The organism is Flagellimonas baculiformis (assembly GCF_033441575.1).
In the GTDB taxonomy this organism is placed as follows: Bacteria; Bacteroidota; Bacteroidia; order Flavobacteriales; family Flavobacteriaceae; genus Flagellimonas; species Flagellimonas baculiformis.
Map to the genome: position 1 here is coordinate 325,517 of NZ_JAUZVW010000003.1, position 19,322 is coordinate 344,838.

At 47.7% G+C, this 19,322-nt stretch carries 18 protein-coding genes and 1 pseudogene; 12 read left to right on the forward strand and 7 right to left on the reverse strand.

Annotation, left to right across the window (positions count from 1 at the left end; genetic code table 11):
- Window positions 1-13 precede the first annotated feature (13 nt).
- A pseudogene (locus tag SD450_RS06435) lies at window positions 14-617 on the forward strand (carboxymuconolactone decarboxylase family protein).
- An 8-nt stretch (window positions 618-625) separates the two neighbouring features.
- Here SD450_RS06435 and SD450_RS06440 read toward each other — a convergent pair.
- From SD450_RS06440 to SD450_RS06450, 3 genes are all read right to left on the reverse strand, one after another.
- Window positions 626-1,201, reverse strand: coding sequence for a uracil-DNA glycosylase family protein (locus tag SD450_RS06440; protein WP_318343807.1), 576 nt, complete (start codon window positions 1,199-1,201; stop codon window positions 626-628).
- Window positions 1,202-1,242: 41 nt separating this feature from the next.
- Window positions 1,243-1,914, reverse strand: a complete 672-nt coding sequence (gene rsmI, locus SD450_RS06445) for a 16S rRNA (cytidine(1402)-2'-O)-methyltransferase (protein ID WP_318343808.1) — start codon at window positions 1,912-1,914, stop codon at window positions 1,243-1,245.
- Window positions 1,915-2,123: 209 nt separating this feature from the next.
- Window positions 2,124-2,813 (reverse strand): hypothetical protein, encoded by a 690-nt coding sequence (locus SD450_RS06450; protein ID WP_318343809.1) that lies wholly within the window; start codon window positions 2,811-2,813, stop codon window positions 2,124-2,126.
- Window positions 2,814-2,970: 157 nt separating this feature from the next.
- On the opposite strand from SD450_RS06450, the gene SD450_RS06455 reads away from it, so the two are divergent.
- The 7 genes from SD450_RS06455 to arfB all read left to right on the forward strand — a co-directional run bounded on the left by SD450_RS06455 (window position 2,971) and on the right by arfB (window position 10,081).
- On the forward strand, window positions 2,971-3,624 hold the full coding sequence (locus tag SD450_RS06455; protein ID WP_318343810.1) for a thymidine kinase: 654 nt from the start codon (window positions 2,971-2,973) through the stop codon (window positions 3,622-3,624).
- Complete coding sequence (gene alr, locus SD450_RS06460) at window positions 3,608-4,720, forward strand: alanine racemase (RefSeq protein ID WP_318343811.1); 1,113 nt, start codon at window positions 3,608-3,610, stop codon at window positions 4,718-4,720. Before SD450_RS06455 ends, alr begins: the two co-directional genes overlap by 17 nt.
- A 74-nt stretch (window positions 4,721-4,794) precedes the next feature.
- A complete protein-coding gene (gene mscL, locus SD450_RS06465; protein WP_318343812.1) occupies window positions 4,795-5,202 on the forward strand; it encodes a large-conductance mechanosensitive channel protein MscL in 408 nt (135 codons plus the stop codon).
- A 191-nt stretch (window positions 5,203-5,393) separates the two neighbouring features.
- The gene (locus SD450_RS06470; RefSeq protein WP_318343813.1) at window positions 5,394-6,407 is read left to right on the forward strand and encodes an aspartate-semialdehyde dehydrogenase; all 1,014 of its coding nucleotides are present in this window, start codon (window positions 5,394-5,396) and stop codon (window positions 6,405-6,407) included.
- 77 nt (window positions 6,408-6,484) lie between these two features.
- On the forward strand, window positions 6,485-8,638 hold the full coding sequence (locus tag SD450_RS06475) for a prolyl oligopeptidase family serine peptidase (RefSeq protein WP_318343814.1): 2,154 nt from the start codon (window positions 6,485-6,487) through the stop codon (window positions 8,636-8,638).
- Between the two features lie 65 nt (window positions 8,639-8,703).
- Entirely contained in the window at window positions 8,704-9,699 is a 996-nt protein-coding gene (locus SD450_RS06480; RefSeq protein WP_318343815.1) for an ABC transporter ATP-binding protein, read from the forward strand.
- Window positions 9,677-10,081: an alternative ribosome rescue aminoacyl-tRNA hydrolase ArfB gene (gene arfB, locus SD450_RS06485; protein WP_318343816.1), complete on the forward strand. Its 405-nt coding sequence runs from the start codon at window positions 9,677-9,679 to the stop codon at window positions 10,079-10,081. Before SD450_RS06480 ends, arfB begins: the two co-directional genes overlap by 23 nt.
- On the opposite strand, the gene SD450_RS06490 is transcribed toward arfB, so the two are convergent.
- Entirely contained in the window at window positions 10,082-10,417 is a 336-nt protein-coding gene (locus tag SD450_RS06490) for a hypothetical protein (protein ID WP_318343817.1), read from the reverse strand.
- Window positions 10,418-10,919: 502 nt separating this feature from the next.
- On the opposite strand from SD450_RS06490, the gene SD450_RS06495 reads away from it, so the two are divergent.
- Entirely contained in the window at window positions 10,920-12,530 is a 1,611-nt protein-coding gene (locus tag SD450_RS06495; RefSeq protein ID WP_318343818.1) for a glycoside hydrolase family 43 protein, read from the forward strand.
- A gap of 47 nt (window positions 12,531-12,577) precedes the next feature.
- Here SD450_RS06495 and SD450_RS06500 read toward each other — a convergent pair whose 3' ends face one another.
- Genes SD450_RS06500 through SD450_RS06510 form a run of 3 tightly spaced genes read right to left on the reverse strand, consistent with a single transcriptional unit; the run spans window position 12,578 to window position 15,756 of the window.
- The gene (locus SD450_RS06500; protein WP_318343819.1) at window positions 12,578-13,024 is read right to left on the reverse strand and encodes a 3-oxoacyl-ACP synthase; all 447 of its coding nucleotides are present in this window, start codon (window positions 13,022-13,024) and stop codon (window positions 12,578-12,580) included.
- A 15-nt stretch (window positions 13,025-13,039) separates the two neighbouring features.
- A complete protein-coding gene (locus tag SD450_RS06505; RefSeq protein ID WP_318343820.1) occupies window positions 13,040-14,392 on the reverse strand; it encodes a sensor histidine kinase in 1,353 nt (450 codons plus the stop codon).
- Entirely contained in the window at window positions 14,392-15,756 is a 1,365-nt protein-coding gene (locus SD450_RS06510; protein ID WP_318343821.1) for a sigma-54-dependent transcriptional regulator, read from the reverse strand. The genes SD450_RS06505 and SD450_RS06510 overlap by 1 nt, the downstream gene beginning before the upstream one ends.
- 198 nt (window positions 15,757-15,954) lie before the next feature.
- On the opposite strand from SD450_RS06510, the gene SD450_RS06515 reads away from it, so the two are divergent.
- Genes SD450_RS06515 through SD450_RS06525 form a run of 3 tightly spaced genes read left to right on the forward strand, consistent with a single transcriptional unit; the run spans window position 15,955 to window position 19,307 of the window.
- Window positions 15,955-17,295, forward strand: a complete 1,341-nt coding sequence (locus tag SD450_RS06515; protein WP_318343822.1) for a TolC family protein — start codon at window positions 15,955-15,957, stop codon at window positions 17,293-17,295.
- Window positions 17,296-17,303: 8 nt separating this feature from the next.
- Window positions 17,304-18,554 (forward strand): efflux RND transporter periplasmic adaptor subunit, encoded by a 1,251-nt coding sequence (locus SD450_RS06520; RefSeq protein WP_318343823.1) that lies wholly within the window; start codon window positions 17,304-17,306, stop codon window positions 18,552-18,554.
- Between the two features lie 57 nt (window positions 18,555-18,611).
- Window positions 18,612-19,307: an ABC transporter ATP-binding protein gene (locus SD450_RS06525; RefSeq protein ID WP_318343824.1), complete on the forward strand. Its 696-nt coding sequence runs from the start codon at window positions 18,612-18,614 to the stop codon at window positions 19,305-19,307.
- The last annotated feature ends 15 nt before the right edge of the window (window positions 19,308-19,322 follow it).

Genomic DNA, 19,322 nt, shown 5'->3' on the forward strand with positions numbered 1-19,322 from the left:
AATAGCTCTTATTATGGCCCTCGTAGCACCTCTTGATCCCAATCACGACCTTGAAACCAAACAGCTTGCGGAATTCTTCAATGAAACCTTGGGTTTTTGTCCCAACTCTGTCCTCACCATGCAGCACAGACCCGCCATTTCCAAGGCGTTCATCAACCTCAACAAAGCGGTCATGGCCAATGAAGGGAGGGTGACATCCGCCCTGAAGCGTATGATTGCCTGGGTGAGCAGCAATGCCACGGGATGCCGCTATTGCCAAGCCCATGCGATTAGGGCCGCAGAACGCTATGGAGCCGAACAGGAACAGTTGGACAACATTTGGGAGTACCGAACGCATCCCGCTTTTTTCCGAAGCGGAGCGTGCCGCACTCGATTTTTCACTGGCGGCTTCACAGGTGCCCAATGCCGTGGATGCCGAAATCAAGGAACGGCTCTATCGCTATTGGAACGAAGGGGAAATCGTGGAAATGTTGGGGGTGATTTCCCTGTTCGGTTACCTCAACCGATGGAACGATTCCATGGGCACTTCCATTGAAGAAGGGGCCGTGGACAGTGCCGAACAATATTTGGGGAAACATGGTTGGGAAAAAGGCAAACATGATGGATCACAGTACTAGTTTTTTGCCTAAGAAGTAAGACTATTTGAAACCCTTTTCCTCAATTCGGGCAGAACTTCCTCATCAAACCATGGATTCTTGCTCAACCAAAATCGGTTTCTGGGGGACGGATGGGGCAATACAAAGTATTGGGGCAAAAATTCCCTATATTTCTTCACAGTTTCCGTCAGGTTGCTTTTCATGTCATCCCCCAAATAATTTTTTTGGGCATACTGCCCGATCAAAATGGTCAGTTTTAGGTTGGGCATTTGTTCCAGGAGCGGTGCATGCCATTGTGGGGCGCACTCGGGCCTTGGGGGCAAATCGCCAGATTTACCTTTTCCCGGATAGCAGAATCCCATCGGGACCAATGCGAACAAACGGTCGTCATAAAACTGTTCGTCCGAAACACCCAGCCAGTTTCTGAGCTGTCTCCCACTGGGGTCGTCCCACGGAATTCCCGTTTGGTGGACCTTGGTGCCCGGAGCTTGTCCAATGATGGCAATCTTGGATTCCGGATGGGCCGCCACGATGGGCCTTGGTCCCAGAGGCAAATGTTCCTTGCAATGGGTGCAGCTTCGGATTTGGGAAAGCAATTGTTCCATGGTTCTTTTTAGGTCGAAAAACAGAGAGGCAACTAACAGGATTATTTCTTCCCGCCCACGATGACCACAAATTCCCCTTTTGGGGCTTTTTGGTTGAAATGCTCCAAAACTTCAGAAAGCGTGCCGCGAACGGTCTCCTCGTACAGTTTGGTAAGTTCACGCGATACCGAAACCGGTCTGTCCGCTCCAAAATGGTCCACAAACTGCGCCAATGTTTTCAACAGTTTATGGGGAGATTCATAAAAAATCATGGTGCGCGATTCTTCGGCCAGTTCTTGCAGTTTGGTCTGGCGACCCTTTTTTATGGGGAGAAATCCTTCGAACACAAAACGGTCATTGGGCAGGCCACTGTTCACCAAAGCCGGCACAAAAGCGGTGGCACCGGGCAAACATTCCACCTCAACACCATTTTCCACGCAGGCGCGTGTAAGCAAAAATCCAGGATCTGAAATCGCAGGTGTGCCCGCATCCGAAATGAGCGCATAAACGGCCCCTCCTTTTAGCTTTTGCACAAGTGCCTCCACTTGTTTGTGCTCATTGTGCATGTGGTGGCTTTGCAAGGGGGTCGCAATCTCAAAATGCTTGAGGAGTTTGCCACTGGTGCGGGTGTCCTCGGCCAAGACCACATCGACCTCTTTCAGCACTTTTATGGCGCGAAGTGTAATATCTTCAAGATTTCCAATTGGTGTCGGTACCAGATATAACTTTCCCATAGACCAAAGTTACGGTCTTCTCTAGAATTAAAACAAACTCTTTCCTTGGGTTTTGCAGGGCAATAACTGTTATTCCGTTAATGGGTTGTTGAGTTATTGATTGGTACACCCACCCCAATAACTGAGTAACTGAATAACCTAAATTTTGGAGCGTAACCCTGACCCTCGAATCCACCCAATCATATCATCGGGAAATCAATCAAAGGCGATTAGGAGAACCTTCTTCCGATCAAGGTGATCAGACGGGTCTCATACTCCTCCTTGCCCTCCCAATTGTTGTATTCCGGCTTGACCATATTGTTGATGAAAGCGATGGAGCGTTCCTCGGTGTCAATGGTATTGAGCTGTGACAAGACCCGGGTGTAGTCTTCCATACTGTTGTTGAAAAGGTGCTTTACAAAGGCCAATTTATCGTTCAATCCAATCTGAAAGTCCTTGCCCAACCTATCGTTTAACGATTTTGGAAGGTTAGCCTGTCCTTGTTTGATATCTTCTTTCAAAGGAGCAAGGTTTTCCTTGTCGTTCTTCATGAAATCGGGCTTTGCCACGAACTCGGCAAATATTTGGTCCAAGGCGGTTTCAGTGGGCATTTCGGATACAATGTCCTTGATGGTGTCCATTCCGGGCGTCATGATGTCCTCCTCGTGTGGGTTGCTCTCCGGTACCGATGTGTTCCCGCTCAATACGGCGTTTGCCACTTTTTCGAAACGAGATGCCACTACGTTCTTCGATACATCCACCTGGACATCGTTCAGTTTTTCCTCTATGAATTTCAGCACGGCCAATTTCTCATAAATGATCCTGGCCTTGTTGTACAGCTCCACAAGCTCCACATCTTCCTTTGCTGTTATGATCTCCGTGGACAGTTTTACCAGTTCTTCCCTTAGTTTCTTCATCATAGCTATACTCTTTACAATAAAAATAAGGCCATTTTGTAAATTCTACTGCTTACAAAAGGTTAAATTTCAACCCTCGGTCGGAGGCACATTTTTTTAGTAGCTTTGTGCCTTGTCCCAATATAACGGAAAAACACAAAGTTTCGTTCAAAAATACGGTATGTTTCTCGAAAATACGGTCAACCCTAAAGAACAGTTTGGATGGATAGAGGTCATCTGCGGCTCCATGTTTTCGGGAAAGACCGAAGAACTCATCCGAAGGCTGAAACGGGCACAGTTTGCCAAACAGAAGGTTGAGATTTTCAAGCCGATAGTGGACACCCGTTACCATGAGGAAATGGTGGTCTCCCATGATGCCAACGAAATACGTTCCACACCTGTTCCCGCCGCCGCGAACATCCGCCTTTTGGCAGATGACTGTGATGTAGTGGGGATTGATGAGGCACAATTCTTTGATGATGAGATTGTTACCGTTTGCAATGATCTCGCGAACCGAGGTGTGCGCGTGGTGGTGGCCGGACTGGACATGGACTTCAAGGGCAATCCCTTTGGCCCCATGCCCGCCTTGATGGCCACAGCGGAATATGTCACCAAGGTGCATGCCGTCTGTACCCGAACCGGGAACCTCGCCAATTACAGTTTTCGGAAATCCAGCAATGACAAGCTTGTGCTCTTGGGCGAGACCGAGGAATACGAGCCGTTGAGCAGGGCCGCTTTCTACAAGGCCATGTTGCGGGAAAAAATCAACCAGATGGACGTGGAATCCGAAGAAGTGGATACGAAAAAGAAAAATGCAGATGGACAAGGTAGGTGAGACCACTCTGGTGCTGGACCTGTCCGCCATGGAGCACAATTACCGCTATTTACGGTCCAAAATAGCCCCCAGTACCAAGTTTTTGGGTGTTGTAAAGGCGTTTGCCTATGGGAGCGACATGGTCGCCATTGCCAAAAAACTGGAGCTTCTTGGGGCCGATTATCTGGCCGTGGCCTATGTGAGCGAGGGCGTCCTCCTTCGCAATGCGGGCATAAAAACGCCTATTCTCGTCCTTCATCCCTTGGCTTCCAATTTCGAGGAAATGATAGATCGTTGTCTGGAGCCCAGCCTCTATTCCCAGAACATCCTTACCCAGTTTTTGGATGCGGCCCGTGCCAAAAAACAAGTGGCCTACCCGGTGCATATCAAATTCAACACAGGACTCAACCGGCTTGGGTTCAAGGAAAATGAGATCGGGTTCATTGCCGAGCGGTTGAAGGCAAACCCAGAGGCAAAGGTCGTCTCGGTTTTTTCCCACTTGGCCGCCTCGGAAGATCCCAATGAACGCACTTTCAGTTTGGGCCAGATCGATACTTTTAAAAAATGGAGTGCCGACTTGTCCCAAAAGTTGGGATATATCCTCATGAGGCACATGCTGAACACTTCGGGCATCATCAACTACGCCAGCGAGGCACAGTTTGAAATGGTCCGGAGCGGTATCGGACTTTATGGGTATGGGAACGATGCCCTCATCGACCCAAATCTACAGCCAGTGGCCACATTGAAGACCATCATCTCCCAAATCCATGAGATAAGTGACGGAGAAACCGTGGGATACAACAGGGCATTCAAATCTGGCAAAACAACGAAGACGGCGACATTGCCCATTGGCCATGCCGATGGTATCAGCAGACAGTACGGCAAGGGAAAGACCTCGGTGCTCATCAATGGAAAAGAAGCTCCCCTGATCGGGAATGTCTGCATGGACATGATCATGGTAGATGTGACCCGAGTGGACTGCCAGGAAGGGGACGAGGTCCTTGTTTTTGGCCCCCAACGGTCGGCCGAAAGCTTTGCTTCAGGAGCGGGCACCATCTCCTACGAAATCCTCACCGCCATATCACAACGGGTAAAAAGGATTGTCATCGACCATTGATTTTTCTCCTTTTTGATGGAACACTGTCCTTTTTTACTTAATTTGTTACCATTAACCAATACTACACTATAAAAATGGGATTTATAAAAGAGTTTAAGGATTTTGCAATGAAAGGAAACCTGGTGGATATTGCCGTAGGTTTCGTCATGGGTGCCGCTTTCAACAAAGTGGTCTCCTCGTTTACCGGGGGAATTGTTTCCCCTTTGGTGGGACTTTTGTTCAAATCAGATTTCAACGACCTCAAATATACCATCAAGGAAGGCACCGTGAACGATGCCGGAGAAGTCGTGGGAGAAATAACGGTGCTCTACGGGGAATTCCTCACCAATGTCATCGACTTTTTGATCGTTGCCTTTGTGATGTTCATGATCGTTAAAGGAGTGAACCGTATGAAGAAAAAAGAGGAACCTGCTCCAGAAGCTCCAAAGGGCCCTACCCAGGAAGAGCTATTGGCAGAGATCCGCGATTTGTTGAAGAAATAAGAATCGTACGTATCGAAATGATCGGTACGACCGCTATACCACAATAATCAATTAAAACCATCAATCTGTTTCGCTGACAGGTTGATGGTTGTTTTATTTATAACATTTTGTTATTTTTTAATTATCGGCAATGAAAATGCTTGCATAAATCCCTGACTGGAGTACCTTTGCCCCAAGAAATTTTTTTAAAAATGAAAGTAGCAGTTGTTGGAGCCACCGGAATGGTAGGCGAGGTCATGTTGAACGTATTGGAGGAGCGCAACTTCCCCATCACCGAATTGTTGTTGGTCGCCTCGGAGCGTTCCGTGGGCAAAAAGCTCAACTATAAGAACGAGGAACATACGATAATTGGCTTGGCCGATGCCGTGGCTGCCCAACCCGATATTGCCCTTTTTTCGGCAGGAGGCGACACCTCTTTGGAATGGGCCCCCAAATTTGCGGAGGTCGGTACTACTGTCATCGACAATTCATCTGCTTGGCGCATGGACCCCACCAAAAAATTGGTGGTTCCCGAAATCAATGCGGACAGCTTGACTGCAGAGGACAAAATCATTGCCAACCCCAACTGCTCCACCATTCAATTGGTGATGGCACTGAACCCATTGCACAAAAAATACCAAATGAGGAGGGTGATCGTCTCCACCTATCAGTCTGTTTCAGGTACCGGTGTGAAGGCCGTACAGCAAATGGAGAACGAGGCTGCTGGTATTGAGGGTGAAATGGCCTATCCATACCCCATCAACCGTAACGCATTGCCCCATTGCGATGTGTTCCTGGACAATGGCTACACCAAAGAAGAGATGAAATTGGCCCGTGAGCCACAAAAAATATTGGACGACTGTACGTTTTCCGTTACCGCGACCGCAGTACGTATACCAACTGCTGGCGGACACTCAGAATCTGTCAACGTAGAGTTCCACAACGATTTTGACCTGGCCGAGGTGCGTAAATTGCTCAGTGAGACCCCTGGCGTAGTGGTGCAGGACAATCCACAAACCAACACCTACCCCATGCCGATGTTCGCCAATGGCAAGGATGAAGTATTCGTGGGACGCATCAGACGGGACGAGACCCAACCCAATAGCCTGAATATGTGGATCGTGGCGGACAACCTACGGAAAGGGGCCGCTACCAATGCGGTACAGATTGCGGAGTATTTGGTCGAGAACCAACTGGTTTCCAATACTTCCGAAGCGATTTCATAAAATACGTTAAAGCTTGGGCCACAGCCAAGAGATTGTCAGTTTTTATGGTATTTTTATCAGAATCAATCTGAAAAAAAATGAAAAACGTAAGTCTTTTGGCTGCTGCCATTTTATTCGCAGCCTGCCAAGAAACACCAAAAAGAGAACCTATTGTGGTGAACTATCCCACTACCAAAAAAGTCGATACCGTGACCAACTACTTCGGTACCGATGTGCCAGACCCTTACCGTTGGCTGGAAGATGACCGAAGCGCCGAGACCGAGGCCTGGGTAAAACAACAAAATGCCGCCACTTTTGGGTATTTTGATAAGATTCCATTTCGGGAAGACCTGAAAAATCGTTTGGAAAAACTATGGAACTACGAAAAAGTGGGTTCCCCGTTCAAGGAAGGTGACTACACCTATTACTACAAGAACGATGGACTGCAGAACCAATATGTGGTCTATCGGAAAAAGGGTGAAGACAAGGAAGAGGTCTTTTTGGATCCCAATACCTTCTCCGAGGACGGTACCACTTCGTTGATGGGCCTCAGCTTTACCAAAGATGGTTCCTTGGCCGCCTACCTCATCTCCGAAGGGGGAAGTGATTGGAGGAAAGGAATCGTGATCAATGCCGAAACCAAGGAGATTGTGGAAGACACCTTGGTCGATATCAAGTTCAGTGGCATTTCCTGGAAAGGCAACGAAGGGTTCTTCTATTCGAGCTACGACAAGCCCGAAGGAAGCGAACTTTCCGCAAAAACGGATCAGCATAAACTCTACTATCATAAAGTGGGAACCCCACAATCCGAGGACAAGATCATTTTTGGTGGGACTCCAGAAGAAAAGCACCGCTATGTGGGCGGTTCTGTTTCCGAAGATGAAAAATACCTGTTCATTTCGGCCTCCGTATCCACTTCGGGCAACAAATTGTACCTGATGGACCTTACCGACCCGAATGCCAAATTGGTCACCATTTTGGATGATACGGATTCCGACACCTATGTGATCGACAACGTGGGCTCCAAACTATATCTGGTCACCGACAGGGATGCCCCCAACAAAAAAGTGGTGGTTGTGGATGCCGCCAACCCTACTCCCGATAATTGGAAAGATTTAATTCCAGAGACCAAAAATGTGTTGACCGCAGGTACAGGTGGAGGCTATTTCTTCACCGAATACATGGTGGATGCCATTTCGAAGGTCATGCAGTACGACTATGACGGAAAACTGGTCCGCGAAGTACAACTTCCCGGCGTGGGAAGTGCCGGTGGCTTCGGCGGTAAAAAAGAGGACAAGGAATTCTACTTCTCCTTCACCAATTACAATACGCCCGGCTCCCTCTACAAGTACAATGTGGAAACGGGCGAATACGAACTGTATTGGAAGCCACAAATCGATTTCAACCCAGACGATTATGAGTCCAAACAAGTGTTCTACAACTCCAAGGACGGCACAAAAGTACCCATGATCATTACTTATAAGAAAGGATTGGAACTCAACGGTAAAAATCCCACCATGTTGTACGGCTATGGCGGGTTCAACATTAGCCTTACCCCTTCTTTCAGCATCGTGAATGCCGTTTGGATGGAACAGGGCGGTGTATATGCCGTTCCCAATCTAAGAGGTGGGGGCGAATATGGCAAGGAATGGCACATAGCGGGTACCAAACTCCAAAAACAGAACGTTTTTGACGATTTTATCGCCGCTGCCGAATATTTGATCGCGAACAACTACACCTCCAAGGAATACCTCGCCATCCGTGGTGGGTCCAACGGGGGGCTGTTGGTGGGTGCCACCATGACCCAACGTCCTGATTTGATGCAGGTGGCCCTGCCCGCTGTGGGCGTAATGGACATGCTCCGCTACCACACCTTTACAGCCGGTGCAGGTTGGGCCTACGATTATGGTACCTCTGAGGACAATGCCGAAATGTTCAACTATTTGAAGGGCTACTCCCCCGTGCACAATGTGAAGGAAGGAACGGAATATCCGGCCACTTTGGTCACCACGGGCGACCATGATGACAGGGTAGTGCCCGCGCACAGCTTCAAATTTGCCGCGGAACTCCAGGAAAAACAGGCTGGGACCAACCCGACCTTGATCCGCATCGAGACAAACGCTGGCCACGGAGCGGGAACCCCTGTGAGCAAGACCATTGAACAGTATGCCGATATTTACGGCTTTACCTTCTTCAACATGGGGTATGATGAGCTACCCAACCAAGCTGTGCTCAAGGAATTTAAGGATTAGAGAATTGATAAAGAGGCTGTCCAATATATTCTTGGACAAAATGTTGGACGGCCTCCATTACATGTATGCTGAAAGTCCATATCGGGTCCTTTGGTTATAACGACCGGGACATTTTAAAGAACATTTTTTTTGAAGTCGCCAAAGGCGAGCATCTGGCATTGATGGGCGAAAGCGGCTCAGGCAAGAGCACCTTGCTGAAGGTCATCTATGGAATGCTGCACGTGGAGGATGGTTCCATTTTTTGGGGAGACCAGCAAGCGCTTGGGCCCAACTTCAATCTGGTTCCGGGCGAGCCTTACATGAAATACCTGGCCCAGGATTTTGACCTGATGCCCTACATTACCGTGGAGGAGAACATTGGGCAGTTCCTGTCCGTTTTTGAAAGGGAGACACACCGACAACGTATCGATGCACTTTTGGACCTCATCGAAATGGAAGCTTTTGCCAAGACCAAGGTGCAACAGCTCAGTGGCGGACAACAGCAGCGGGTGGCCCTTGCCAGGGTATTGGCACAGGAACCCGAAGTACTTTTACTGGACGAACCCTTCGGCCATATCGACAATTTCAAGCGAAACGCACTGCGTAGAAAATTGTTCCCCTATCTCAAGAAAAAAGAGATCACGGTGCTCACGGCCAGCCACGATCCCAACGATGTGCTTCCTTATGCCGAAAGGACCATTGTTCTGGAAAAGGGGGAGATCATTGCCAACCAAAAGACCAGAAAACTGTACAAAAACCCTCCCAACCATTATACAGCCTCTCTTTTTGGCGAAGTGAGCGAGGTGCCCATCAAGCTTTTGAAATCCTACGCCAAAATAGAACGGTCGGTGTTGGTCTACCCCCACGAGTTCAAGGTCTCAAGTACGAGCGGGGTACGGGCGGAGGTGCAACATTCGTTCTTTAGGGGAGAACATTACCTCAATGAAGGCAGGGCGGACGATGGTACCCTTCTTTATTTCAACACGCCAAAAAAACAGAATAAGGGACAATTTGTTTTCCTTAACATATCTTTGAAGACCATCAACAAGCGCCTTCAGGTTGAACAAACAGCAAGTACATAGCGAACTGGCCTTCAAGGCCGTTCGGAGTGGCGGAGCTGGCGGACAGCACGTGAACAAGGTTTCTTCCAAAGTGGAGCTTACCTTTAACATCCCCTCCTCCGAAGGACTCTCCGATGCCGAAAAGGAACGCTTGCTGCTCAAACTTTCCTCCCGATTGACCAACGATGGCACCCTATTGCTGCAATGTGACGAGGCACGAAGCCAGCACAAGAACAAGGAGTTGGTGGTGAAGCGTTTTTTCGAAGTGCTGAAAAAAGCCTTGGAGGTACCCAAAAAGCGGAAACCTACCCAGCCCACCAAATCTTCCATTGAAAAACGGTTGCAGTCCAAAAAGAAGGCCTCGGAAAAAAAGGAGGGACGGAAACCGCCTGATTTGGGGTGATTATCCCTCCCGTTTATCCCCGATCTTCCCTATGAGTTCTCGCATATGGTCCAAAATCTCCGCTTCCTCGAAAGGAATGAGCTGGGCCGCTATTTCCAACACGGTCTGGACGTGTACATGAGGCTCCCTTATATTTTTATGCTCTTCCGCATTAGGATTTCCCAAAGCCAAAATGCAGACATTGATCATCGCCTCTATATGAAATAGGAGATCTTGATAACCATTTACCTGAAATTGTCCCACATCAAAACCCATTTTTTTTGGTTGTAAGGCTTGGCCGTGTTCTTTGGTCAAAAGCTCTAGATTTTTCAAAAAAGCCGCATTGATGTTTTTCATTAGTAAAGATTTGGGTGCTGTCAAATGTAATCAAAACAACCCATAATGCGGATTATCGTCCGCATTATTTAATAAAAGAACCTATTCCTTTGTTTCTAGATGGATATAAATCGAACCATTTGCAATTATATTTCCAAGGAATGGATTGCCAAGGCAAAATCTAAAAGAACATTTGCCTTAGATCATAATATTGATGAAAAAATCGTTCGTAAAATATCACAAAAACAAGGTTATAACATCCCGATAAAAACCCTTCACAAAATTTGTGAAGCAAGGGGCGTTAAACTCTCTCAACTTTTCAAGTCCCTTGATATTTAGATTATACCCTGACTTTTTTCAATTCAAAGGGAACTTTCTTCCATACCACTAGAATTGCGTTGAAATTGTTTGCTCTTCAATATTTTCTTTTCAATGAAACCGGCAAAAAATAATATCACAGGCTAGATTTCAATCATATGTGTTAAAAAAACACTTATATTGTATGTTCCAAAAAGTCTTCATCATGTCCTTAACGTTAATTCGCTGGAATCGGATGGATTCCTTTCTCCAAGCAGCTCCCAAAAAAGGGGCGATGACCTTTATTTTAATGCTCTTCATCCATTGTTGGGGGAGCGCGCAGAACAAGAATGCTCAGAACCCTATCATTTTCGCGGATGTACCGGATATGTCCATGGTACGCGTCGGGAACAACTACTATATGAGCAGTACCACCATGCACATGAGCCCCGGCGTTCCCATTATGAAATCCACAGATTTGGTCAATTGGAAATTGGTGAACTATGCCTACGATACCTTGGCCGATGTGGACGCCCTTACTTTGGAAAACGGAAAAAATGCGTATGGGAGAGGGTCTTGGGCCAGTTGTATCCGGTATCACAAGGGCACTTTTTATGTGTTCACCTTTGCTGCAACCACAGGAAAAACCTACGTGTATTCCACAAAAGATATCGAAAAGGGTCCGTGGGAGGTGAAATCCTTTGAACCCTCTTACCATGATCTTACAGTACATTTTGATGATGATGGTAAGGTTTATATGATCTGGGGCAATGGAAAGCTGATGATGGCCGAGCTAGAACCTGATCTGTCGGGCGTAAAGGAAGGCACGGAAAGGGTGCTCATTGAGAATGCCAGTGCCCCGGCAGGTGACGATATCATGTTGGGTGCGGAAGGTTCACAGTTGTTCAAGGTCAATGGTACATATTACCTGTTCAACATCACCTGGCCCCGCAACGGCATGCGCACCGTTTTGGTCCATAGGGCCAATGCCATTACCGGCCCGTATGAAGGCAAAGTGGCACTACAGGACAGGGGGATTGCCCAGGGTGGGTTGATAGAAACCCCTGATGGCGACTGGTACGCCTATCTTTTCCGGGATTATGGTTCCGTGGGACGAATACCATATCTCGCTCCGGTGACATGGGAGGATAGCTGGCCTATTTTGGGTGTTGAGGGCAAGGTCCCCGACACTCTGGATCTCCCTGCGGGCAAGGGACCCATTCCCCATATTGTGGCCAGTGATGAGTTCAACAGATCCAAAAACGACCTTGAATTGCCCTTGGTCTGGCAATGGAACCATAACCCTGTGGACAGTCTGTGGTCCTTGACTGATAGGAAAGGATATCTAAGATTGACCACGGGGCGCATCGATGAAGATTTTGTACAGGCAAGAAACACCTTGACCCAAAGAACCATTGGCCCGGTCTGTTCAGGAACAACCGCTTTGGATGTATCAAACATGAAAGAGGGCGATTTTGCCGGATTGGCATTGCTTCAAAAGAAATACGGACAGATTGGGGTGAAAATTGAAAATGGGACAAAAAAATTGGTGATGGTAAGTGTCGAGAACGATCAACCCAAAGAAATGAAAAGCCTGACCCTACAGCAGAATATAGTCTATCTAAGGGCCGAATGCGATTTCACCGACCTCAAGGACACGGCCAAGTTCTACTACAGTTTGGATGGAAAACAGTGGTCCCAACTGGGAAGCCAACTGAACATGTCCTACACCTTGCCCCATTTTATGGGGTATCGTTTTGGTCTCTTCAATTATGCAACAGCGCAAATAGGCGGGTATGCCGATTTCGATTATTTTAAAATAATGGATGCATATTGAGTTGGAGCTGGTCCGAAAAAAAGATTTTGGGCATTTAAAAACCTCTCTTAACCCACTTCCAAAACGGTATGGGAATTGCCATTGAACACAAAGGTTTCGCCTTTTTTCTTGCCCATCAACAGTTGCGCAATGGGCGCTTCCTGGGAAATGCAGTAAATGGGCTTCCCCTCTTGCTTGAAAGCTCCCGCTGATATGGCAATGAAATAATCGGCCGCATTGGTCCTTACCAAACTGCCCAAGCCAATGGTCGCTGATTTTATCCTGACATCCACGCGTTGCAGAATGTTCTTGGTCTTTTCCAGTTCCATGAACTGCTGGGCCAGTTTTTCCTGTTCCAACTGCACCATGGCCCTGCCTGTCTCATGCTTGTCCCCCGTGGAGTTCTTGGTCTCGGAGTCCAAGGATTCCTGAAGGTCCGCATTGCTGTTCTTTAATCTTTGGGCCTTTTCACCAACGTAGTCCCAACAGAATTTCAAAAGTTGTTCCTTTATCACAATCTGCAAATATGATCACACAAATGTCAATCTAAAAATAGTTTCTTGATTTTGTAAAGAACGTACTTGTATGCCGCCTCCATGCAATTGCACCACCCTTTTGGAAAGGCTCAGCCCAATGCCCGTTCCCTCACTTTTGGTGGTAAAGAAAGGCACAAAGATCTCGTCCATCATCTCGGGCGGGATGCCCGGTCCATTGTCCTGTACCTCTATAAATTTGGTGCCGTTGCCATCCTGCCCTGCCACGATGCGCACCTTTCCTTTTTCAATACCCTCCACAGATTGTAGGGCGTTCTTGGCGAGGTTGATCAGCACTTGGGCAATCTGCTTTTCATCAATAAAGAACTCCAGGTCCTCTGGATGGCAACCCACTTGAAAATCCACTTCGGTATCGTGCAGCCTTGCGGACATGAGCACATCTATCTTGTCCAAAAGCTCCCTGCCCTTCACAATGGTCTTATTGGGTTCCGGCACGTGCAGCAGGCTTCGGTACGATTGCACAAAATCCATCAAATTGCCCCCTTGTTCCTTGATCACCTCCAACCCTTTGAGGGTATTCTTGATCTGGCTTTCCTCCAATTCTTCCAATGGGGTTATCCTGCCATGGTTCCGGTAATACCTGATGATGGAATCCGAAATGGAGGCAATGGGCGTGATGGTGTTCATGATCTCGTGGGTAAGCACCCGTATCAACCGTACCCAGGATTCCGTTTCCTTTTCGTCCAGTTCCTTGTGGATGTCCTGCACCACCACCAACAGCAGCGACTTTCCGTCCAGCGTCAGAGGTGTCGATTTCAATGCCAGTTGGGTCTGTTCACGTTCATTGGAAAGCTGGAACAGTTTCCGCTCAAAAGGCTGGAAGTCCTTGAAAACGTGGTACAGTTTTTCGTCCACCTGCATCAATTGTTTGATGTGGTTCAATGGCGAATGGTCCAAAAGTTTTTCCAGCGTGGGGTTGGAGAAAAGGATGTGCCCCTTTTCATTATAGGTCATGATCCCAATACTGGCCTGTTTTAATATTTCTTGATAGTACTGTTCCCTGATCTGAAGCTGCAAGTGCACTTCTTGGATAAGCCCGTTCACCCGGTTCAGGCTCTGGTTGAGCTCTTTGAAGGACTTTATGGTCACACTTTCCGGAAAACGGAGTGTAAAATCCTCGTTTCGTATGGCGTCAAAAAAATAAGCGATCTTCCTGTTGGTGCTGTTGATGAATGTGATCAATGCATAGACCTGTGCCCCAAAAAGGATGGCACAGAACGATAGGCCAAGATACTTCTGCCATGCCACCGAAAAAGCCAATCCGATAGCGGTCAGTGCAATCAAGGCAACCCTGATGATAAGCTGGAAATAAAAGTTGCGGCTGGCCATTAGGGGTTCTTTTTCTTCAACTTGTTGTAGAGCGTCTGTCGCGAAATGCCCAATTGCTCGGCGGCTGCGCTATAGTTTCCCTCGTTCTGGTCCAACGCCCTGGAGATCATCTGCTGCTCCATCTCATTTAAGGTCAATGGTTGCCCGTCAAAAGACTGTGAAGGTTTGGCATGCAATAGAAAATCCGTGGGTTTGAGCACATTGCCATCGGACAAGATCACGGCCCGTTCCATGGTGTGTTGCAGTTCACGCACATTGCCCGGCCAAAGGTATTCCATCAATTTTTCCTGGGCCAGGTTGTTCATCTTCAACCCAGGTTTATCGTATTTGTGGGCAAATTTTTTGAGGAAAAATTCGGCCAGTACCAAAATATCTTCACCGCGCTCCCTTAAGGGAGGCACCTCTATGTGGATGGTGTTGATCCTGTAAAGCAAATCTTCCCTAAAAAGTCCGTCCACCACCATTTGCTCCAAGTTGCAGTTTGTGGCACATATCAATCGGATGTCCACATTGATGGGTTTGTTGGAACCCACCCTGACCACTGATCTGTTCTGAATGGACGACAGGAGTTTTGCCTGCATCTGCAAGGAAAGATTGCCTATCTCGTCCAGAAAAAGAGTGCCCTGGTGGGCCGCCTCGAACTTGCCCGCACGGTCTTCCTTGGCATCGGTGAACGAGCCCTTGGTGTGTCCGAACAATTCACTTTCAAAAAGATTTTCCGCAATGGAGCCCATGTCCACCCCAATGAACACCTCATCCTTTCTGGCGGACAAACGGTGCAGTTCGCGGGCGATGAGCTCTTTCCCGGTTCCGTTTTCCCCCGTGATCAATACGTTGACGTCCGTTTTGGCCACTTTGGCCGCAAGGTTCAACACAGAGGTGAGGGCCTTGGATTGGCCTATGATGAAATTTTTTCCTTCATTGATCACCTGCTTCAGGTTGTTCTCCTTCTTTTTGAGATTATGGATTTCCTGTTTCGACCTCCTGAGTTCGTAGGCCGATCTCACCGTGGTCATCAACCTTTCGTTGTTCCACGGTTTCAGCACAAAGTCAGAGGCTCCTTGCTTTATGGCCGTCACGGCCAAATCCACTGCTCCGTAGGCGGTCATCATGATGACGGAGGTGTTCGGGGATTTCTTTTTGATCTCGTTAAGCCAGAACAACCCTTCGTTGCCCGTGTTCACCCCGGCCGAAAAATTCATGTCCAGCAGCACAATGTCTATCTCTTCCATGTTGGGGAACGAGGAAATCTGGTTCGGGTTGAAAAGTGTCTGGACGCTTTTGTACTCAAACTGTAGCAAAATCTCCAAAGCGCTCAACACGCTCCTGTTATCGTCTATGACCAAGATCTTGGCGTCAACCATTGGATTCTTATCTATCGTCCAAAGCTACAAATTGGAACCATATCCTCCGGCGATGTGTAAAATATTTGGACGTTTTTTGTACAATTTTTTTACACCAAATTTTAAATAAGTACTTTTAAATAAATTTATATTATTGATTTTCAGATGTTTAAATATTTGGCATAAGAATGGTCTCTATTTTTGGCACAGGATAAAACTATGAACCTTAAAACATACATTGTCAGTCTGTTCTTCTTGGCCTCCCTGGTCGGGTTTTCGCAAGAAACCTGGACCTTGGATGAATGCGTGGCCTACGCCATTGAGCACAATCTTCAGGTGAAGAACACCAATTATGACAAAGATTCGAGCAAAGAGAGCTATCGGCAATCCATTAGGGACCTGCTCCCATCGGTAAGTGGATCCACTGACTATTCAATCAGTTATGGTAGGGCCGAAGATCCCAACACCAACGATTATATAAACACAGAGTTTTTTAGCAACAATTATTCGCTAAATGCGAATTTGGATCTGTTCCAGGGTTTTCAAAAAATGAACACCATCAGGGCGTCCAAATTTATCTACAAAGCCACCCAAGAAGATGTGCTCCAACAAAAGTTCCTTTTGGCCTTTAGGGTAATGAACGCTTTTTATGACATCAAGTTTAACGAGGGCCTTGTGGCCAACAGCCTGGAGCAGTTGGAAATATCGCAGGCCAACTACGATCTCGTCAAAAAACAGGTGGATCTGGGAATGATGGCCGGTGCCGATCTCTATGAAGCCGAGTCCGTTTTGTTGGCCGACAAATTACTGGTGACCCAGAACAGGAACCAATTGGCCAATGCCAAACTGGTCCTGTTGCAGGAAATGAACCTAATCGACCAAAACGACATTGTGCTCCAAGAAACGCTGGACCCCATTTCTGTAGAGGCCAACAGCACTATTTCCCTCGACTCACTCTATCAAACGGCAAGGGGTTTTGTGCCGCTTGTAAAATCGCAGGAATATCGGGTGACTGCTGCAAAAAAGCAGCTGCAGGCCACTCAAGGTTTGTTATTCCCTTCCCTATCCTTGATTGCAGGGTATCGAACCAGTTATTTCGAGACCAATACGGATGAAAATGGAAACATTATTCCATTCAAGACACAATTTACGGACAACCAATCCAAATTTGTGGGGGCCCAGCTGAACATTCCCATCAGCAACGGATGGTCTGCCCACTCCAGGGTAAAGCAGCAAAAAATTGCCTACTTGCAGGAAAAGAACAACCTTGAGATACAAGAGCAGGAACTGTTCCGATTGTTGCAACAGCTTGTACAGGACAACCTTTCGTTCACTGTGGAATACGAACAGAGCAATCAAAAGGTGAAGGCACAGCAACTGGCCTTTGACATTGCACAAAAAAGGTATGAGAAGGGATTGATCAATGCCTTGGACCTTTTTCAGGCCAAAAACCTTTATGCCGTTGCACAAAATGAAAACCTACAGGTGGGGCTGAAATTGAAAGTCAACCAAAGTACCATAGACTTCTACAGCGGACTGCCCATTTTTAATATCAACTAAAACGAACCATGGATATACAATTAGAAAAAAAGAAAGGACTTAAACCAAAACATTACGGGTACATTGCCTTGGGCGTGCTCCTATTGTTCGTGGGCTGGAAATTGATCTTTGCCAGCTCCATGTCCACCTTCAGGACGGAGAAGGAACGTCTTTCCATCTCCGCGGTGACCGCGGGCAAGTTCGATGACTACATTACCATCAACGGGAATGTCGCGCCCATTGCCACCATCTATATGGATGCCTACGAGGGCGGCCGGGTCTCCGAAAAATTGATAGAGGAAGGATCCATGGTGAAAAAGGGGGACATCATCCTCAAATTGGAGAACATGAACCTGTATGAGCAGATCTTGGCCAGCGAAAGTAACCTGGCATTGAAACAGAACGACCTCCGTTCCACCAAACTTACCTTTGATTCCAGACAGGTCGAAGGGAAAAAGTCCCTTGCCAATGCGGAATATGACCTTGAGCGCCTCAAGCGTAATTATGAGCAGAACAAGGCCCTTTATGAAGATGAGTTGATCTCCAAGGAAACCTACCTCCTCTCCAAGGCAGATTTTGAACTGGCCCAAAAACAGTTCGAGATCGTAAAGTTGCAAACAGAGCAGGACGACCAGCTGCGTGAGACTTCCCTCAAAGGATTGGATGCCGATTTGGCTCGGATGCACCAGACCCTTTCCATGGTCTATGAGCGATTGGACCATCTTAACGTGCGTGCCCCGGCGGATGGCCAATTGGGCTTTCTGGACGCAGAGATCGGACAAAACATCGCACAGGGGCAACGGATCGGGCAGATCAATGTCCTCACCGATTTTAAGATCGAAGCCGACATCGACGAGCACTACATCGACCGTGTAAAGCGAGATCTTTCGGCAACATTGGAACGCAACGGGAACGAATTTGGTCTCCGCTTGCGCAAGGTGTACCCCGAAGTACGCAATGGAAGGTTCCGGGTGGACTTGGTGTTCACTGGAGAAAAACCGGAGACCATCCGTGCCGGACAGAGCTATAACATCCGATTGCAATTGGGCGAATCCAACGACGCCCTGTTATTGCCCAAGGGCGGATTTTTCCAGAGCACCGGCGGACAATGGGTGTTTGTGGTGTCCCCCAATGGAGAGGAAGCCATCAGACGGAACGTTCGGTTGGGCAAACAAAATTCAAGATATTATGAGGTTCTGGAAGGGCTTCAACCCGGGGAGCAGGTCATTACCAGCAACTATGACAGTTTTGGCGATGCGGAACGGATCGTTTTAAAATAAACGCAAAGTGTAACACCGATCAAATTTTATCAGTCTTTAAAAAACAACCATCTAAAAATGATACAGATACAGAACCTTAAAAAGAGCTTCAGAACAGAAGAAGTGGAAACCCTGGCCCTGAACGGGGTCAACCTAAAAGTGGCCGAGGGGGAATTTGTGGCCATCATGGGTCCTTCCGGATGTGGAAAGTCCACTTTGCTCAACATCATTGGCATGTTGGACAACCCCACCGATGGCAGCTACAAGTTTGCGGGCCACGAAGTGGGCGGACTGAAGGAAAGCCAACGGACCCAACTGAGAAAGGGGAACCTGGGCTTTGTGTTCCAGAGCTTCAACCTTATTGACGAGCTCACCGTTTTTGAAAATGTGGAGCTTCCACTTATCTACCTCAAGATGAGCAAGTCGGAGCGCAAGGAAAAAGTGCAAAAAGTGCTCGAACGGATGAAGATCGCGCACAGGGAAAAGCATTTCCCACAGCAACTTTCGGGAGGGCAGCAACAAAGGGTCGCCATTGCCCGCGCCGTCGTCACCAATCCAAAACTCATTCTGGCGGATGAGCCTACGGGAAACCTGGATTCCAAGAACGGCATCGAGGTGATGAACCTGTTGACGGAACTCAACCAAGAGGGCACCACCATTGTGATGGTAACGCACTCCGATCGTGATTCACACTATGCGCACAGGGTCATCAACCTGTTTGACGGGCAAATTGTGACCGAAAGCCAAAACAAACCCATGAAAGCCATGGTCTAGGAGTTTATTCATCAA

Coding starts and splice junctions, on each gene's coding strand:
- SD450_RS06440 (WP_318343807.1), bottom strand. CDS start 1,201: ATGGAACAATTGCTTTCCCAAATCCGAAGCTGCACCCATTGCAAGGAA.
- rsmI (WP_318343808.1), bottom strand. CDS start 1,914: ATGGGAAAGTTATATCTGGTACCGACACCAATTGGAAATCTTGAAGAT.
- SD450_RS06450 (WP_318343809.1), bottom strand. CDS start 2,813: ATGATGAAGAAACTAAGGGAAGAACTGGTAAAACTGTCCACGGAGATC.
- SD450_RS06455 (WP_318343810.1), top strand. CDS start 2,971: ATGTTTCTCGAAAATACGGTCAACCCTAAAGAACAGTTTGGATGGATA.
- alr (WP_318343811.1), top strand. CDS start 3,608: ATGGACAAGGTAGGTGAGACCACTCTGGTGCTGGACCTGTCCGCCATG.
- mscL (WP_318343812.1), top strand. CDS start 4,795: ATGGGATTTATAAAAGAGTTTAAGGATTTTGCAATGAAAGGAAACCTG.
- SD450_RS06470 (WP_318343813.1), top strand. CDS start 5,394: ATGAAAGTAGCAGTTGTTGGAGCCACCGGAATGGTAGGCGAGGTCATG.
- SD450_RS06475 (WP_318343814.1), top strand. CDS start 6,485: ATGAAAAACGTAAGTCTTTTGGCTGCTGCCATTTTATTCGCAGCCTGC.
- SD450_RS06480 (WP_318343815.1), top strand. CDS start 8,704: ATGCTGAAAGTCCATATCGGGTCCTTTGGTTATAACGACCGGGACATT.
- SD450_RS06490 (WP_318343817.1), bottom strand. CDS start 10,417: ATGAAAAACATCAATGCGGCTTTTTTGAAAAATCTAGAGCTTTTGACC.
- SD450_RS06495 (WP_318343818.1), top strand. CDS start 10,920: ATGTCCTTAACGTTAATTCGCTGGAATCGGATGGATTCCTTTCTCCAA.
- SD450_RS06505 (WP_318343820.1), bottom strand. CDS start 14,392: ATGGCCAGCCGCAACTTTTATTTCCAGCTTATCATCAGGGTTGCCTTG.
- SD450_RS06510 (WP_318343821.1), bottom strand. CDS start 15,756: ATGGTTGACGCCAAGATCTTGGTCATAGACGATAACAGGAGCGTGTTG.
- SD450_RS06515 (WP_318343822.1), top strand. CDS start 15,955: ATGAACCTTAAAACATACATTGTCAGTCTGTTCTTCTTGGCCTCCCTG.
- SD450_RS06520 (WP_318343823.1), top strand. CDS start 17,304: ATGGATATACAATTAGAAAAAAAGAAAGGACTTAAACCAAAACATTAC.
- SD450_RS06525 (WP_318343824.1), top strand. CDS start 18,612: ATGATACAGATACAGAACCTTAAAAAGAGCTTCAGAACAGAAGAAGTG.